The organism is Rhodococcus koreensis (assembly GCF_017068375.1).
GTDB classification, from domain to species: domain Bacteria; phylum Actinomycetota; class Actinomycetes; order Mycobacteriales; family Mycobacteriaceae; genus Rhodococcus_F; species Rhodococcus_F koreensis.
Genome location: NZ_CP070609.1, coordinates 162,999 through 178,072 on the forward strand (window position 1 = coordinate 162,999; position 15,074 = coordinate 178,072).

Here is a 15,074-nt window from a genome sequence, read left to right on the forward strand (position 1 = left end):
GCGAGGGCGATGGAGCAAGAGATGACACCTGAGCAGTCCCCGAACGCGTCGTCCCGCCGGCGACCGGAAATCGAGCTGGCGTGGCACCGTGCCACGCTGAGCGGACTCGACCCCGGCATGGAGGTCCGCGAAAGCGCGATCAGTGACATCGAGGTGCGCAGCACCCTCACGATCGCCGCCGGTCCCGTCCTGGACAAAATGGTCGACGAATTGGCGGACACCCGATTTTCGATACTCCTCGCGGACCGGACCTCCCGCATCGTCGACCGGCGCGTGACCAGCAGCACGATCGGCCGTGCCCTCGACCGCGTCCTCGCCGTTCCCGGCTTCCAGTACCTGGAAGAGGTGAGCGGGACGAACTCGTTGGCCACCGCCTTCGAGCTCCGGCGGCCGATCGCGGTGACCGGTGAGGAACACTTCCTCGAGGCGCTGCGGTGTTTCTGTTGCTACGGAGCCCCGATCATCCATCCGGTCACCCACCGGCTCGAGGGCGTCATCGACGTCTCCGGCCCCGTGGCCGACGCGACCACGCTGCTCGGGCCGTTCCTGATGCGGGCCGCACGCGACATCGAAGAACGTCTGCTCGAAGGATCACGGGTGGCGGAAAAGCAGCTCCTCGCCGAATTCCAGGCCCACGCGAACCAGCGAAGGTTCGCGGTGGTCGCCCTCGGTGAGAACCTGGTGCTGACGAACTCCGCAGCCGTCGATCTCGTCAAAGGTTCCGACCATGTCGCCCTGCGTGCCATCGCAGCGGATCTTCCCGGGACCGCGCCGGTCGAATGCTCGCTCACCCTCTCCTCGGGCGCGGAAGTGTCCGTCCGGGCCAGAGCGGTCACCGGGAGCCACGGGGGCGCGCTCTTCGAGATCACCGAAGGCGGGATTCCCAGGACGCGCCGGCCCCGGCCGCGCAGCGCACCCGTGACCGGCGCACCGGACAACGAGCCACACCCGACCGGCCTGGCCCGGACCATCTTGATCACCGGAGAGCCGGGAACCGGCCGAACCACCACCGCGCGGACGATGGGCGGCCCGGAGTGCGCGATATTCGACGCCGCCGACGCGATCGGGGAGGAAGCACAGTGGTTCCTCCCCGTGCGATCGGCTCTGCTCGAGGAAGACAGCTCGATCGTGATCGACAACATCGACGCCCTCAGTGCGTGGTTGGCCGGTCAGCTCGCCGGCCCCGTGCGAGTCAGCCGCAACCAGGTCGTCCTCACCAGCGCGCCCGTACCCGACCTCGACAACCCGCACCGCGCCCTCGCGTCCTTGGCCCTGACCCGGCACGAGCTGCAACCGCTGCGCACCTACCCGCACAAGCTCGCAGCAGTCGCCAAGTCCGTTCTGGCAGAGCTACTTCCCGAATCCACCGTCGAGCTCGCCCCCTCGGCCCTCCACCTTCTCGCCACACAGCCGTGGCCGGGCAACATCCGCGAACTGCGAGCGGTCCTCGAGTACGCCGCCCGCGGCCGAGAACGCGGAATGATCGTCGAACACGATCTCCCGGACACGGTGCGCATGAACACCAGCACTGCCCGGTCACTGACCTTGATGGAGACCGCCGAGAGGGACGCGATCGTCGCCGCCCTGCGGGCGTCCAACGGGAACAGGGCAGCTGCGGCAGCGGAACTCGGCATCGGACGGACGACGCTGTATGCCCGTCTGCGCCGGTACGGTATCGCGGAGTCGGTACCGCGGCCGGGTGTTCGTAATCGGAACAGTTGAACCGTCCCTGATCGACAAATGTGAGTGGGGCCACTCCAGTGGGGAGTCGGCCTTACTCGCAAAGGACGAATCTGGTGACCGTTCACGCCCAGTCCCGAGTCAACCTCGACGCAGAATTCCCGATGACGATCGGCGGTGACCCCGTCACTACCGCCGACACCGCGCCGGTCTACAACCCGGCAACCAAGGAGATCATCGCCCGCGTGCCGGTCGCCTCGCGCGGCGATCTCGACGCCGCCGTAGTGGCCGCGAAGACCGCGTTCGTGACCTGGTCCGCGACAGCACTCGAGGAGCGTCAGGCGATCGTGGCGGCGATCGGTGACCGGCTCGAGGCGCACGCCGAGGACTTCCTCGCGCTACTGACCGCCGAGCAGGGTAAGCCGCGGCCGATGGCGGAGTGGGAGGTGTACGGGTCCGTTGCCTGGTTCCGGGAGATCGCCACGCAATCGCTGGACGAGGAGATCCTCGTCGACGACTCCGAGCGCCGGGTCATCAGCCGGCACACACCGCTCGGCGTGGTCGGAGCGATCGTGCCGTGGAACTTCCCGATCCTGTTGGCGGTGTGGAAGACCGCGCCGGCCTTGGTCGCGGGCAACACGATCATCGTCAAGCCCTCACCGTTCACCCCGCTGTGCGATCTCAAGCTCGTCGAACTCGTTCAGGATCTGCTGCCATCCGGTGTGCTCAGTGCGGTCAGCGGTGACGACGACCTCGGCAAGTGGATGACCGCGCACCCCGATATCGCGAAGATTGCCTTCACCGGCAGCACCGAAACCGGGCGCCATGTGATGAGCTCGGCTGCGGGCACGTTGAAGCGGATCACCCTCGAACTGGGCGGTAACGATCCGGCGATCGTGCTCGGCGACGTCGACCCCGTCAAGGTGGCGCCGCAGATCTTCTGGGCGGCCTTCCAGAACAACGCCCAGTTCTGCAATGCCGCCAAACGCATCTACATTCACGACAGCGTGTACGACGCAGTCCGCGACGAGTTGGTGAAGTATGCGCGAACGGTCAAGGTCGGCAACGGAGCCGACGGCGACACCCAGCTCGGCCCGATCCAGAACCTGCAGCAGTACGAGAAGGTCGGCGAATACTTCGACGACTGCGCCGCGAACGGATACACCTTCGCGCTCGGCGGCCGGATCGACCCGAACGCCGACGGTTGGTTCGTGCCCGTCACCCTGGTCGACAACCCGCCGGAGGACTCCCGCCTCGTCACCGAGGAGCCCTTCGGCCCCATCCTGCCGCTGCTGCGGTGGACCGACGAGGCCGACGTGATCGCCCGGGCCAACGACACCATCTGGGGCCTCGGTGCGACGGTCTGGGGTCAGGACCTCGAAGCGATCGAGCGGATCGGACGCCGCCTCGAGGCCGGCACGGTCTGGCTCAACGAAGTGCACCAGTACTCCCCCCATCAGGTGTTCGGCGGGCACAAGCAATCCGGAATCGGTGCCGAGAACTCCCTGCACGGACTCGCCGAGTACACCAACAACCAGACCATCACCCTGAACAAGGCGCGGAACGTCGTCTCCTGACCGCATCGGCCCTTGCTCCGATGACCCGCCCCACCAAGAAGGAACTTAGTTTGATGGACACCACCGCTGCTGTTCTGCGCTCCTCCGACGGCCCGCTCACGCTGGAAGAGCTTCGTATCGACGATCTGCGCCCGCATGAGGTGCTCGTGCGGGTCGTCGGATCCGGAATCTGCCATACCGATCTCGGCGTCATCGCCGGCCACGAACCCGATCAGTCGCCGATCGTGCTGGGTCACGAGGGCTCCGGCATCGTCGATGCAATCGGATCCGAAGTCACCACCGTCGCCCCGGGCGATCACGTGGTGCTCTCCTACAACTTCTGCGGCGAGTGCGACAACTGCGTTGAGCACAACGTGCCCCAGCATTGTCGACACTTCGTCGAGCTCAACCTCGTCGGGGCCCGCCTCGACGGCAGTACGGCGTTGGCCCACGGCAACGAACCGATTCGTGGCCACTTCTTCGGCCAGTCGTCCTGGGCGGCCCACGCCGTCGCCAACGAGCAGAACTGCGTGAAAGTGCCGCGCAATCTGCCCCTGGAGCTGCTCGGCCCCCTCGGGTGCGGCATCCAGACCGGCGCCGGGGCAGTCTTGAACACCCTGCAGCCCGAACCCGGTTCCTCGATCGTCATCTTCGGGGTGGGCTCGGTGGGACTGGCCGCGTTGCTCGGCGCGGTGGCCGCCGACTGCAGCACCATCATCGCCGTCGACATCCAGCAGTCCCGGCTCGAGCAGGCGACCAAGCTCGGTGCCACCCATACAATCAACTCGGCCACCGAGGATGTCGCCGCCCGGGTCCGTGACATCACCGGCGGCCCCGGCGCCCAGTATTCGGTCGACTGTATTGCGCTGCCGGCGGTGCTGCGGAGCGCTCTCGAATGCCTGCAGTCCCCCGGTGTCTGCGCCACCGTGGGTTTTCAGGGCATGTCCAACGAGATCACGATCGATCAAGGACATCTGCTGTTCGGCCGCACCCTGGTAGGAGTCATCGAGGGCGACGCCATCCCCGCCGAGTTCGTCACCCGCATGATCGACCTGTATCAGGCCGGGCGGTTCCCTTTCGACGAACTGATCACCACCTTCCCCTTCGAGCGGATCAACGACGCCCTCGAGGCGGCCCACCGCGGCGAGGTCACCAAGGCGGTCTTGACGTTCGACACCTACTCCCGCGAAACCGAAACCGAAAGCGCAGAGCAGTGAGTGATCTCCACGCCGCGGCCCTTCCCTCGGTTGGCCCCGGTCAAATTCTCCCGTTCGCCGCTACCCGCCATCCCGACAAGATCGGGTTGGTGGTCGGCGACCGCCGGCTGACCTACCGAGAACTCGACCACCTGTCCGACGGGGTCGCCGCATCCCTGCGCGCCCGCAACATCGGGCCCGGGGACGTGGTCTCGCTGTACGGTCAGAACAGTGCCGAGTGGATCGTCAGCTACCACGGCGCCCTCAAAGCCGGCGCGGTGGTGAACCCGGTGAATGTGATGCTCACCGGTCCCGAACTGTCCTACGTCCTCAGCGATTGTGGTGCGAAGGCGGTGTTCGCCGGGTCCGCACAGGCGGACACCGTAGAAGGCGCGCTCCAGGCTGTGACGTCGGTCGAACTGTTCTGCGTCTTCGACGGTCCCAGTGGGGCACACGAGAACGCGGTCCCCTGGGCAGAGTTCCTGGATTCGGCCAGCGACACCTCAACCACACCCACACCGAAGGTGACACCGAAAGATCTGTGCTGCATCGGATACACCTCGGGCACCACCGGTAACCCGAAGGGAGCCATGCAGACGCACCAGGCTGTGCTGCTCAACTGCGCCCTGACGGCGACCATGCACGGTCGGCTCGACGACGACATCGTGGTCACCGCCCTTCCGGCCGCGCACGTCTACGGGAATGTCGCTATCAACAGCACCTTTTTGGCCGGTGGGACGGTCGTGTTGATGGACCGGTTCAACGCAGCTCACGCTCTACGCCTGATCGGTACCGAGAGCGCCACGATGTTCGAAGGTGTCCCCGCGATGTACTCGATGATCATGGCCGACCCCTCGTTCGAGACCGCCGAGTTGTCAAGTCTGCGCAAGAGCACCATCGGCGGCCAGACCTTCAGCCCGAGCCTGGCCGAACGGTGGCAGGCCCGTGTCGCCGGGCCGGTGCTGGAACTGTGGGGCATGACCGAGATTTCCGGGCTCGGCACCACCCACTCCGTTTACACTCCTCCCGTACCGGGGTCGATCGGAGTTTCCTTGCCAGGTATCGAGATCAAGATCGGTCCCATCGACGGCAGCTTGAGTGAAGTGCCCGTCGGCACGCCAGGTGAACTCATGGTGCGCGGGCCGCTGGTAATGCTCGGGTATTACGGTCGCCCAGATGCAACCGCGGAGGTGCTCAGTCCGGACGGGTGGCTCCGCACCGGTGATGTCGCGTACGTGGACGACACCGGCCATTTCTTCGTCGTCGACCGACTCAAGGACATGATCCTCACGGCCGGATACAACGTGTACCCGGCCGAGATCGAACGCGTCATCAGCTCACACCCCCAGGTGACGATGGTCGCGATCGGCAAACGCCCGGACGAGGTGAAAGGCGAGGTCGCGGTCGCCTACATCGTGGCCGCGCCCGACAGCGATCTCGACGCCACCATCATCTCCGAATACTGCAGGGTGCACCTCGCCGCCTACAAACGCCCCCGCGAAGTCGTCTTCGTCGACGCCCTCCCGACAACGTCCTCAGGAAAGCTGATGCGCCGCAAACTCACCGAACTCGATCCCACCTTCACCCGGTAGATTCCGGGTTTGCACAACGAACTGGATCACCAACCATCGCACCCGATGCCAAACCGAACTCGATACTTGCAGGTACTCCGATCACAGCTGATCCGCGCGTCAATACTGTCCACGCACAAGTGAAAGCACCCGTCCCGCATCCGAGGCGGCGTCGAGGACCTCTCGAAACGGAGAACATGTTCATGGCATCGCCAAAACGACCTGACTTGCTCGTCCACTGCGCCTTGTGCTGGAAGTCCTCGAAGAGAAACCCACCGACCGAGGGTGAACAGTGTCCTTCCTCGACCTTCTCAGCGTGGCCGAGAAGGGTCCACCACGTCTCGGCATGCACGATGACGCGGAGGCCGTTCGAACTGCGTTGGAGAGCCTCAACGGCCCGACCGTCATCGTCGTGCATTCCTACGGAGGCATTCCACCTCATCTATCTGGCAGCGTTCCAACCTGATGTCACCGAGTCGCTGCTCGCGCTGACCGGCGGTGAGCATCCAGCCTGGACGAACGTCGAGGGCGATGTCATCACGGTGGTCGCCTCACCATGCATCGTCAAGTGTTCGCGGTTGGAGCATTGTGGCTTCGACAATCGCGTGCAAAATGAGCGATGTATCAACCCGCCATACATGCAGACGTCGAGCCACGAACGGGCTGGCCTCGCGATTCGAAGGAGAACGACATGACCGACATTTCAAGCAAATCGATCGAACAAATCTCTCGCCGTTGGGTCGACCTGTTCAAGGATCGGGACGGCATAGCCTTCGCGGCACAGTACAGCGACACTGGCGAGTACATTGACCATGCTTTCCAACTTCGCAGGACGGGCCGAGAATCGATCGCTCTACACATCGACATCTGGAGCAACTCAATTCCGAACTTCGAGATGAAAATCGCTAAGATCGATGTCGTAGGGTCACGGTCGATGTTCTCATTCGTCGGGTCCGGCACTTTCGAGAAAGACCTCCCCACGATGGCGGCGACCGGTACTACCTTCTCCTACAGGGGATTCATTGTTCTTTCCGTGAACGAACAAGGACTCATCACGCGGACTGAAGAGTTTTACAGCACCAGCTTTCCGAATGGGATTCCGTTCGAGGACTATAACTTTCGGGGAAGCAGTGCTCCGTTGGTTCGATAGGTTTTCGCCGCCTTTTCAGCCACGGCACGAACACCGAAACTGTGCCTACCGACGCAAATGACACGGACGACAGTGCTGCGGCGACAGGCGTGAGTGCCACTCCGCCGTCGTGAACTGTCGTACCGGTGACACAGCTTCGCTATGGTTCCGCGATTCGGTCATCGACGAACGCCGACAACCACGCTCCGACGGCTTGACAGTGGCCTTGACTTCGACGGCGGTACGGTGATCACCGTGATTCCGGCAAAGCAACACCCACCCCGGTGAAAAATCGTTCCCGCTCAGCCACAATCGGGTCTGGTCGGCGTGAGAAACCGGCCGGGTCGTCGAATACACCGCAACGAACCCGAGACCGGCCACCGCCTCCACCTCGTCCCGGCCCGGCTCGGTGGCTGCCCGAAAATGCTTGCCACCTCTGCCACGCCGTCGACCAGATCGACGCCGACCTCCGGCGACTCGTCGAGTACCTCAACCAGATCACCCGCGACGCCATACAGGTCACCGCCCTCCAATTGGCCTACGCCCGGCACGGTGACCTCGGGATCCTCATCACCTCCACCTACGGTGGCGAGATCGCCGCAGCCAAAGCTCGCACCTCAGCCGACACCACCACCCGGGGGACGAAGGACAGCTTTCTCGACACCATCGGCTCCGACACCGACCGCGCGAGCGCCGAGAAACTCTACGCTCCTCGACCAGGTCGACGACCGGCGCGGAACCCACGACGACCTCTGGTGCGGCAACCAACCCGGGTGTGGCATCTTCTTCCACCCCTACGGGCCGCGGTACGCGCCGATCCAGTTGTGGATCAACAAGGCCGGGCAGCTGATGGCCTACGGCAACTGGTACCAGTACGACAAAATCAAATACCACCGTCGGTTCGCCGAACTCGCCCATCTCGTCGGCCAGGACCACCAATCCACTGCGAAAGGCTTCCCCATCGCCGACCTCCCCGACCTCGACCAGTTCTGGTCCGTCACCCTGCGATGCGCCGAACACATCAACCGACCGGACGCCGGGGCCGATCACCGGGACGTCGGCCCGACACCGCAATCCTCTGACCCGAACCGGCACGCCTCGGTGCCGGTCCGCGAGCGTCGATCAATGGCACCGGGAAAGAAATTCGCCACGCCGCGGTCCGTGGTGGCCGACGACGAGCGGCATCGTCGCGGGCCCTACTCGGCACCGCGGGATTCACCGTCTCCGCGATCACCCTGTTCCCATGCCGGCGCATCTGTGAACTGCCAACACGGCAATCGCATGTGCGGTCACCATCCGGACTGACCCACACCACCCACCATCGTCCCCGGCCCACAGGTGGCTCCATCAAGACCACCACACCTCGGGGTGCCGCACCGCCGTCAATCACGTCGAAGCCCACCGTGATCTTTCGACACTGTTCAGCTCGTCGAGAACCTCATCGACCGTGGTCGTCGGGATGCGGAAGTCTTCGCCCTCCGACGCGCGGAGACAGTCGCGTACGTAGGCGAGCATGGCGAGTTCACGCTCGAGGTCTGCTGCGGTTCGGTCGCCCACGGCCTCAGCCTGTGCTGGGCGGGCGGTCATCAGAGCGTGCCGCTCGCCACACACGAGTGGCACCCTCAGCGCGGCGCAGCATCCTCGTCACGGGGAGGGACTTGGCGTTCGAGCAGCTCGGCCAACTCCTCGATGGTGACCTCCACGGTGCCGAACAGGGGATCGCCCTCCCTGGCGGCGCGGGCGACAGCCCGGCGGAGACGTTCGGTGAGGTGGGCATGCAGCGGATCCGTCATGACGGACAAGTCTGCTGCACCCGCATCACCGTGCTCACCCATGCGCGCCCACACGTCCCGCATGGGTGATAAGCACTCGGCGGTTCTCATCGGATCGAGTGCAGGATGTGCCGGTGAAGTGACCTCCCCATGGACGGCTGCCGGGCTTTCCTGCACAGCTGCGGCGCCGGCCAGCGCCCCGGCGTTCCCTGGTCCCCGACCTCCAACAGGCCAGCGTGGTCGGCGCACACCCTCGATGCTGCATCCTCGCCGTCGCCGCGGCACCGGTGTGCCCATTCCAAATTCTTTGGTCCCGTTCGTCAACACCGGCGGGGAGCACTTCACGGATCGGGACCACGAACTCGCCGGATACACGGCCTCGATGCCGCACTGCCCGAACCCGGAATCGGGGAAATACCATGGCCAGATGGCGCCCGACCATCAAGGCCACGAAGCCGCGCGTCCGCACCCTCCGCAGCGGGGCGCAGCCGACAGCGTCATCGAAATGCGCGGACTGTCGAAACGCTTCGGTGATCTCGTCGCCGTCGACGCGCTCGACCTCGATGTCCATCGGGGTGAGGTGTTCGGGTATCTCGGCCCCAACGGGTCCGGGAAAAGCACCACGATCCGCATGCTGTTCGACTTCATTCGTCCGTCCGCCGGAACCTACACCGTGCTCGGCGGCAGCGGCGCCGACCCGGCGATCCGCCGCCGGGTCGGCTACATCCCCGGCGAGCTCCGGTTCGATCCCCGATACACCACTTCAGACCTGATCGCGTTCTACGGCCACCTCCGCGGCGACATCGACACGACCTACGTCGACGAGCTCCTCGCACGCTTCGACCTCGATCCGGCGCGGCCGATCGGGCAGCTCTCCACCGGCAACCGCCGCAAGACCGCAATCGTACAGGCGTTCCTGCACCGTCCGGAGCTGCTGATCCTGGACGAACCCACCGCGGGTCTCGACCCGTTGCTGCAACACGAGTTCCACCAACTGATCGGCGACGTCACACGCGCCGGCGCGACGGTGTTCCTGTCCTCCCACGTCCTGCCCGAGGTGGAAGCGCTCGCCGACCGCGTCGCGATCTTGAGGACGGGCCGGCTCGTCACGGTCGCCGCCGTCGACGAACTCGCCCGCCACGCCCGCCAGCACATCGACCTGCACCTTGCCGGCGAAGCGAGTGCCGAGCCGTTCGAGAAGCTTCCGGGCGTCGTGCGCGCCACGGCGTCCGGGGCGGTGATCCGGCTCGTCGTCGAGGGCGACGTCGACGCCGTCCTCAAGGCGGCGGCGACGCTGCCGGTGCGGCGGATCGTCACCCACGAGACCGACCTCGAGGACGCCTTCCTCGACTTCTACCGGGACCAGCCGTGAAGGTTCTGGGGCGTTTCCTCGCGGACCGGCGTCGCTCGATGGTGTGGTGGTCGGGCGGCGTGGCCGCCTACGTGGCGGTCAACAACGCGTTCTACCCGACGATCAAGAACGTGACCGGGATCGAGAACCTTGTCAAAAACCTTCCGGACACCTTCAAGACCCTGATCGGCTCGAGCGACCAGATCCTCATCACCTCCCCGCCCGGGTACCTGCAGGGCCGATTGTTCGGCCTCACCCTGCCGGTCCTACTGTTGATCTTCGCCGTGGGGGCCGGCGCATACGCGATCGGCGGGAGCGAGGAGGACGGCACCCTCGAACTGCTCCTGTCCAACCCGGTGACCCGCGGACGTGTCCTGATCGAGCGATTCGTCGCCGTCGTCGCGCTGTCGCTCGGCCTCGGGATCGTCACCACCGCGAGCCTTCTCGCGTTCTCCCCACCCTTCGGTCTGCTCGTGGGTGTGTCGATCCCCGGACTCGTCGCGGCGGTGTTCGCGGCGACCGCATTCGGGCTGATGCACGGCGCGATCGCGTTTGCTGCCGGCGCCTGGACCGGCCGCCGGTCGGTGGCGATCGCCACCGCCGCAACCGTGGCCGTGGTGGGAAACCTCCTCAACGCCGTCGCCGTGTCGAGCGAGAGCCTGCACTTCCTGCGGTTCGCCTCACCCTGGCACTGGTACGGGGGTCGCAACATGCTCGCGCAGGGGATCGCGCTCGAGCCGTTCCTCGCTCCGATGGCCGTTTCCATGGTCTGTGCGGCGGTGGCCTGGTGGAGCTTCCGACGGCGGGATCTGCACTGACCACCCGCCGCACATGGAATGAACTTCGAACCGCGTCACGTCCCACCCCGGCGGCCACCGACACCGCGACGGTCATCACGTAGTCGACGAGCAGGGCGGCGGCGACCGTCAACCCGGCGGACGGCCCCAGGTTGCGGTTCGCGACCTCGTAGGATCCGCCGCCGCTGGGGTAGGCGAACACCACCTGCCGGTAGGAGAGCACCACCACCGCCAGCAGCACCACCACCGCCGCACCCAGGTACGGGGTGACAGGTACGCCAGTCCGCCCAAGGACAGCACCAGCAGGATTTCCTGAGTGGCGTAGGCCACCAACGACAGCGGGTCGGAGGCGAAGATCGGCAGCGCCAGCCGCTTGGACAGCAACTGGTCACCGAGATGCTCACTGCGCAGCGCACGACCCAGAATCAGGCGCCGCACCGCATGGACGGCTTTGGACACCGCCGAAGCGTACGGCCTGACAACGCCGAAATCCGCCGCCGAGGCGTAAGGATTCCGCTAAGAAACCAGCCCGCGCGGCAGCCCTCTGCTACGACCGAACTCGGTGCCAGAGATTCCTCCGGACGGATCAAGCCTCACAGGCCATACCGAACATCATGCGACGAACCTCCACATCGGGTAAGCATTGTGCAGGGCGTCGGTCAACCCCATCCAGGACCGTTCATAATTCGCGTCCGGTCGATGATCTCGGTACTCGAAGGGCAGGTCAATGGCCACCCAGAAGCGGGCGGAAGTCACTCGTCGCGCGTTGCTCCATGCCGCGGCCGAGGTATTCACCCACCGCGGCTACGCAGAGACGAAGCTGAGCGAGGTCCTCACCCAGGCCCGGGTCACCAAGGGGGCCCTGTACTTTCACTACGCCTCCAAGGAAGAACTCGCCCGCGCCGTCATCGAGGAGGGCACGAGGCGGTTCACCGCCGTGTGCACCCCGTATCTCGCCTCCCCCGCACCGGCATTCGAGACCATGATCGGCATCTCCTTCGTCACCGTCGACGCCGCCCTCCACGACCCGGTGATGGGCGCAACGTTCCGCCTCATCACCGAAATGGGCGACTACCGAAGTTCCGAGACGGACACCTTCACCACCTGGATAACCACCTACCAACTCCTCGCCCGCCGGGCAATCGACGAGGGCGACCTGCGCGAGGACACCGATCCGGACGCAGTCGGGCAGCTCCTGGTGGAACTCTTCGCCGGGGCACGCCTCCTGGCGACGGCCACCGACACCCTGCCGACGCGGACCGCGATGGCGTGGGATCTGCTGCTCCCGGTGCTGGTGACCACACCGAAGATCGACTACTTCCGACAATTCGTCACCCGAAGGCTGCCTTCGGTGCGCCCGCCGTGAAGGGTGCTGTCAATAAGGGCCGAGGAGCCTCGATGTAACGGCACGCAGGATAGAGCCCCCCGGAGTGCTTGTTCGATCAGGAAGTCCTTGACCATATCGGCGTCGAGGCTGCGGTACCAGTCCAGGTCGGGGATGTGGTCGCGGAGCAGGGTGCTTGCCGGAAAGGCCGAGCGCGGAAAACGACGCTCGGTAACCCTCGAGTTGTGTAAGCGAGGTCCCTGCCAGCAACCACCCCAATCCGCGAGTAGTCACTACATACGGGTCTACGACGGGGGTTGGACGCGGCCCCAGCAACTGCTCAGCCGGATTACGATCGGGCGACGCAGGCTGTTTCAGCTGAGCCGGGAAACCTGGTAGTGGCTGATCAGATCGCCGTCGAGCGATTGGCGGATCAGCACGCTGAGGTTCACGGTCAGCGTCGGCCGGTCCGTGAAGGAGAAATCGACGCTCAAGTAACCGAGCACCACGTCGTCGGCGAGTCGACGGGTTTCGAGGATCCGGTACCCGGCGGTCATGCCCGGCGGCTGGGATTCGTAGTAGTCGGCGACACCCTGCCGTCCGACTGTATATGGGTGCAGGCCTTGGAAAATCGCGTCCGCGGTGAACCCGGCGGCGACGCGCTGGGGCTCGTGCGCGTCGACGGCGGCCTTCCACCGGTCGAGCACCCCGCGCAAGATTTCTTCGTTTTCAGCCGTGCTGTTCATGAGATGTCCGCCTCGCTCTCAGTGCCCGGCGCTCTGGCCGCCGTCGACGTGCAGGATCTCGCCAGTGACGAACCCGGCGTGCTCGAGGTAGAGGATCGCGTCCACGACGTCGTCGATCTCGCCCAGCCGGCCGACCGGGTGCAGGGTGGCGAGCGCCTCATGCGTGTCGACCGGGTGCATCGGGGTGCGGATGACGCCGAGCGCGACGGCGTTGACCCGGATTCCGCGGGTCGCGTACTCGACCGCCAGCGACTTGGTGACCGCGTTCAGCCCGCCCTTGGTCAGCGATGCGAGTGCCGAGGGCACCCGCGAGTTGGCGTGGTCAACCAGCGTGGTGGAGACATTCACCAGATGGCCGCCGCTACCGTGGGCAAGCATCGCGGCGACGGCGCCGCGGGAGATGTCGAAGAAGCCGCGCAGGTTCACGCTGGTCACGACGTCGTAGTCCTCGTCGGTGTAGTCGGTGAACGGCTTGGCGACGAAGATGCCCGCGTTGTTCACCAGTGTGTCGATCCGGCCGAACCGCGCCAGCGTCTGCTCGACGATGTCGGCGCCGGTTCCCCGCTGGGACAGGTCGCCGGGCACGGTCAGCACCTCGGGATCGTCGGATGCGCCGATGGAGCGGGAGGTCGCGACGACGGCGTAGCCGAGCTTCCGGTAACCGGTGACCAGGGCCGCGCCGATGCCCTGGGAAGCGCCGGTGACGATGACAACTTTCTGGGTGGTGCTCATATGTCGACTTACTCTCTTTCGCAACGGGGTTGGCGCACAAGGACTCGGTGACCGAAAATCCCGGAAATACCGTTCGGAACACGGGTGGTTTCGTTCACGAATCGATGATGCGCGCGCGGCGGAGGTCCGCGCCACGACCTGTTTGCTCCCTCCTGGGAGGCGCAGCCTCCTACGGCGCCCCCGGCTTAGCGGTGGGGGTCGTCCTCGGGCAGCCAGACTCCGCTGGCGTGGATGCCGAGATCATCGACATCCCGGGTGAGGGCGTCGGCGGCGGCGAGCACGATAGGGCGGATCTCGTTCCGCCGCCACACCAGCGACCACGTCCAGATCACCGCCGGGTTGATCACCGGGCGTGCGACGAGGTCGGGCGGCAATGTCGTGGTCTGCCCCTTGGGAGAGTTGAGCACGGGGCGGCCCGCGGCGCGCACATGGTCGAAGAATGCGGGGCCGGTAATGCCGCCATCGTCGATCCGCACGATCGGAGCGCCGGTGTCGTGGGCCAGTTGTTCGGCGAAGAGATTCCACGACGACCAGGACGTCGCGTCGACATCGACAAGCAGCGCGGCGTCCCCCGCCCTCACCGGTGTGGCTTTCTCGCCGGTGGACACCGCGTAGAGCCGGTCCGCGCCGAGCAGCCGGGCCTGCAGGCCGTACCGGGCGAGATCCGCATTCCGCACCCAGCACACGGCCAGGTCGAGGCTGCCGTCGGCGACGCGTGCGGCCTGGGCGTGCGAGGGCACCACCCACGGGTCCACGTGCAGTTGCGCCACACCCGCGGTGCGCGCGGCCAGGTCCGCGGGAAGCCAGTTGACGTAGCCGATCCGGACCGGCTCCGCCCCGGAGAGGCGCTCGGCGCGGGCGCGCAGGTCGTCAGCACGCTCGAGCAGCGCGCGGACGTGTGGGAGCAGCTCCGCGCCGGCCGCGGTGAGGGCAACGGAACGGCGGTCGCGGGCGAACAGTTGCACGCCGAGGTCTTGTTCGAGTGCCCTGATCTGCTGAGACAGCGAGGGCCCGGCGATCAGCAGCCGCGTCGCCGCCCGGCCGAAGTGCAGTTCCTCCGCGACGACCAGAAAGTATCTCAGCTGGCGTAGCTCCACATTGCTCATGCTAGGTGCGGTGAGAGGCTGCGCCTACCAGTCGGGAGCAAAGCGGTCGTGGCGCAGCGGCCGGACCCGGGCGCACGATGAGTCCATGGTTTCAGCCCCTGAAAGGAAAACGAC

At 65.8% G+C, this 15,074-nt stretch carries 14 protein-coding genes and 1 pseudogene; 9 read left to right on the plus strand and 6 right to left on the minus strand.

Annotated features, from left to right (window positions below; all coding sequences use genetic code 11):
• The first annotated feature begins 21 nt into the window (after positions 1-21).
• The 6 genes from JWS14_RS00680 to JWS14_RS49825 all read left to right on the plus strand — a co-directional run bounded on the left by JWS14_RS00680 (position 22) and on the right by JWS14_RS49825 (position 8,437).
• Entirely contained in the window at positions 22-1,722 is a 1,701-nt protein-coding gene (locus tag JWS14_RS00680; RefSeq protein ID WP_072947462.1) for a sigma-54-dependent Fis family transcriptional regulator, read from the plus strand.
• A gap of 74 nt (positions 1,723-1,796) precedes the next feature.
• Positions 1,797-3,257 carry an aldehyde dehydrogenase family protein gene (locus JWS14_RS00685; protein WP_206012268.1) on the plus strand — a complete coding sequence of 487 codons (1,461 nt, stop codon included), beginning with the start codon at positions 1,797-1,799 and terminating at the stop codon, positions 3,255-3,257.
• A 53-nt stretch (positions 3,258-3,310) separates the two neighbouring features.
• On the plus strand, positions 3,311-4,453 hold the full coding sequence (locus tag JWS14_RS00690) for an NAD(P)-dependent alcohol dehydrogenase (protein ID WP_206012269.1): 1,143 nt from the start codon (positions 3,311-3,313) through the stop codon (positions 4,451-4,453).
• Positions 4,450-6,024 carry a class I adenylate-forming enzyme family protein gene (locus JWS14_RS00695; RefSeq protein ID WP_206012270.1) on the plus strand — a complete coding sequence of 525 codons (1,575 nt, stop codon included), beginning with the start codon at positions 4,450-4,452 and terminating at the stop codon, positions 6,022-6,024. The genes JWS14_RS00690 and JWS14_RS00695 overlap by 4 nt, the downstream gene beginning before the upstream one ends.
• 670 nt (positions 6,025-6,694) lie before the next feature.
• Positions 6,695-7,153, plus strand: coding sequence for a nuclear transport factor 2 family protein (locus JWS14_RS00700; RefSeq protein ID WP_072947464.1), 459 nt, complete (start codon positions 6,695-6,697; stop codon positions 7,151-7,153).
• Between the two features lie 801 nt (positions 7,154-7,954).
• Positions 7,955-8,437, plus strand: coding sequence for a hypothetical protein (locus JWS14_RS49825; protein WP_241031200.1), 483 nt, complete (start codon positions 7,955-7,957; stop codon positions 8,435-8,437).
• Positions 8,438-8,518: 81 nt separating this feature from the next.
• Here JWS14_RS49825 and JWS14_RS00710 read toward each other — a convergent pair whose 3' ends face one another.
• Positions 8,519-8,689 (minus strand): hypothetical protein, encoded by a 171-nt coding sequence (locus JWS14_RS00710; RefSeq protein ID WP_167372093.1) that lies wholly within the window; start codon positions 8,687-8,689, stop codon positions 8,519-8,521.
• 65 nt (positions 8,690-8,754) lie between these two features.
• Positions 8,755-8,925: a hypothetical protein gene (locus JWS14_RS00715; protein WP_206012271.1), complete on the minus strand. Its 171-nt coding sequence runs from the start codon at positions 8,923-8,925 to the stop codon at positions 8,755-8,757.
• Positions 8,926-9,331: 406 nt separating this feature from the next.
• Between JWS14_RS00715 and JWS14_RS00720 the strand changes: the two genes are divergently transcribed.
• Positions 9,332-10,276, plus strand: coding sequence for an ABC transporter ATP-binding protein (locus tag JWS14_RS00720; RefSeq protein ID WP_206012272.1), 945 nt, complete (start codon positions 9,332-9,334; stop codon positions 10,274-10,276).
• Complete coding sequence (locus JWS14_RS00725; RefSeq protein ID WP_241031201.1) at positions 10,273-11,073, plus strand: ABC transporter permease subunit; 801 nt, start codon at positions 10,273-10,275, stop codon at positions 11,071-11,073. The genes JWS14_RS00720 and JWS14_RS00725 overlap by 4 nt, the downstream gene beginning before the upstream one ends.
• Positions 11,074-11,116: 43 nt before the next feature.
• Here the strand turns inward: JWS14_RS00725 and JWS14_RS00730 are convergent.
• Positions 11,117-11,511: pseudogene (locus tag JWS14_RS00730) on the minus strand (DNA-binding protein); the annotation flags it as partial.
• A gap of 268 nt (positions 11,512-11,779) precedes the next feature.
• Here JWS14_RS00730 and JWS14_RS00735 point away from each other — a divergent pair.
• Complete coding sequence (locus JWS14_RS00735; RefSeq protein ID WP_206012273.1) at positions 11,780-12,418, plus strand: ScbR family autoregulator-binding transcription factor; 639 nt, start codon at positions 11,780-11,782, stop codon at positions 12,416-12,418.
• Between the two features lie 332 nt (positions 12,419-12,750).
• On the opposite strand, the gene JWS14_RS00740 is transcribed toward JWS14_RS00735, so the two are convergent.
• From JWS14_RS00740 to JWS14_RS00750, 3 genes are all read right to left on the minus strand, one after another.
• On the minus strand, positions 12,751-13,122 hold the full coding sequence (locus JWS14_RS00740; protein WP_206012274.1) for a YybH family protein: 372 nt from the start codon (positions 13,120-13,122) through the stop codon (positions 12,751-12,753).
• A gap of 18 nt (positions 13,123-13,140) precedes the next feature.
• A complete protein-coding gene (locus JWS14_RS00745; RefSeq protein ID WP_206012275.1) occupies positions 13,141-13,854 on the minus strand; it encodes an SDR family NAD(P)-dependent oxidoreductase in 714 nt (237 codons plus the stop codon).
• Positions 13,855-14,039: 185 nt separating this feature from the next.
• Entirely contained in the window at positions 14,040-14,951 is a 912-nt protein-coding gene (locus JWS14_RS00750) for a LysR family transcriptional regulator (RefSeq protein WP_206015886.1), read from the minus strand.
• Positions 14,952-15,074 lie beyond the last annotated feature (123 nt).

What these genes read in the sequence shown, in the direction of transcription:
- JWS14_RS00680 (WP_072947462.1), top strand. Translation starts at nt 22, where the DNA reads ATGACACCTGAGCAGTCCCCGAACGCGTCGTCCCGCCGGCGACCGGAA.
- JWS14_RS00690 (WP_206012269.1), top strand. Translation starts at nt 3,311, where the DNA reads ATGGACACCACCGCTGCTGTTCTGCGCTCCTCCGACGGCCCGCTCACG.
- JWS14_RS00700 (WP_072947464.1), top strand. Translation starts at nt 6,695, where the DNA reads ATGACCGACATTTCAAGCAAATCGATCGAACAAATCTCTCGCCGTTGG.
- JWS14_RS00715 (WP_206012271.1), bottom strand. Translation starts at nt 8,925, where the DNA reads ATGACGGATCCGCTGCATGCCCACCTCACCGAACGTCTCCGCCGGGCT.
- JWS14_RS00720 (WP_206012272.1), top strand. Translation starts at nt 9,332, where the DNA reads ATGGCGCCCGACCATCAAGGCCACGAAGCCGCGCGTCCGCACCCTCCG.
- JWS14_RS00735 (WP_206012273.1), top strand. Translation starts at nt 11,780, where the DNA reads ATGGCCACCCAGAAGCGGGCGGAAGTCACTCGTCGCGCGTTGCTCCAT.
- JWS14_RS00740 (WP_206012274.1), bottom strand. Translation starts at nt 13,122, where the DNA reads ATGAACAGCACGGCTGAAAACGAAGAAATCTTGCGCGGGGTGCTCGAC.
- JWS14_RS00745 (WP_206012275.1), bottom strand. Translation starts at nt 13,854, where the DNA reads ATGAGCACCACCCAGAAAGTTGTCATCGTCACCGGCGCTTCCCAGGGC.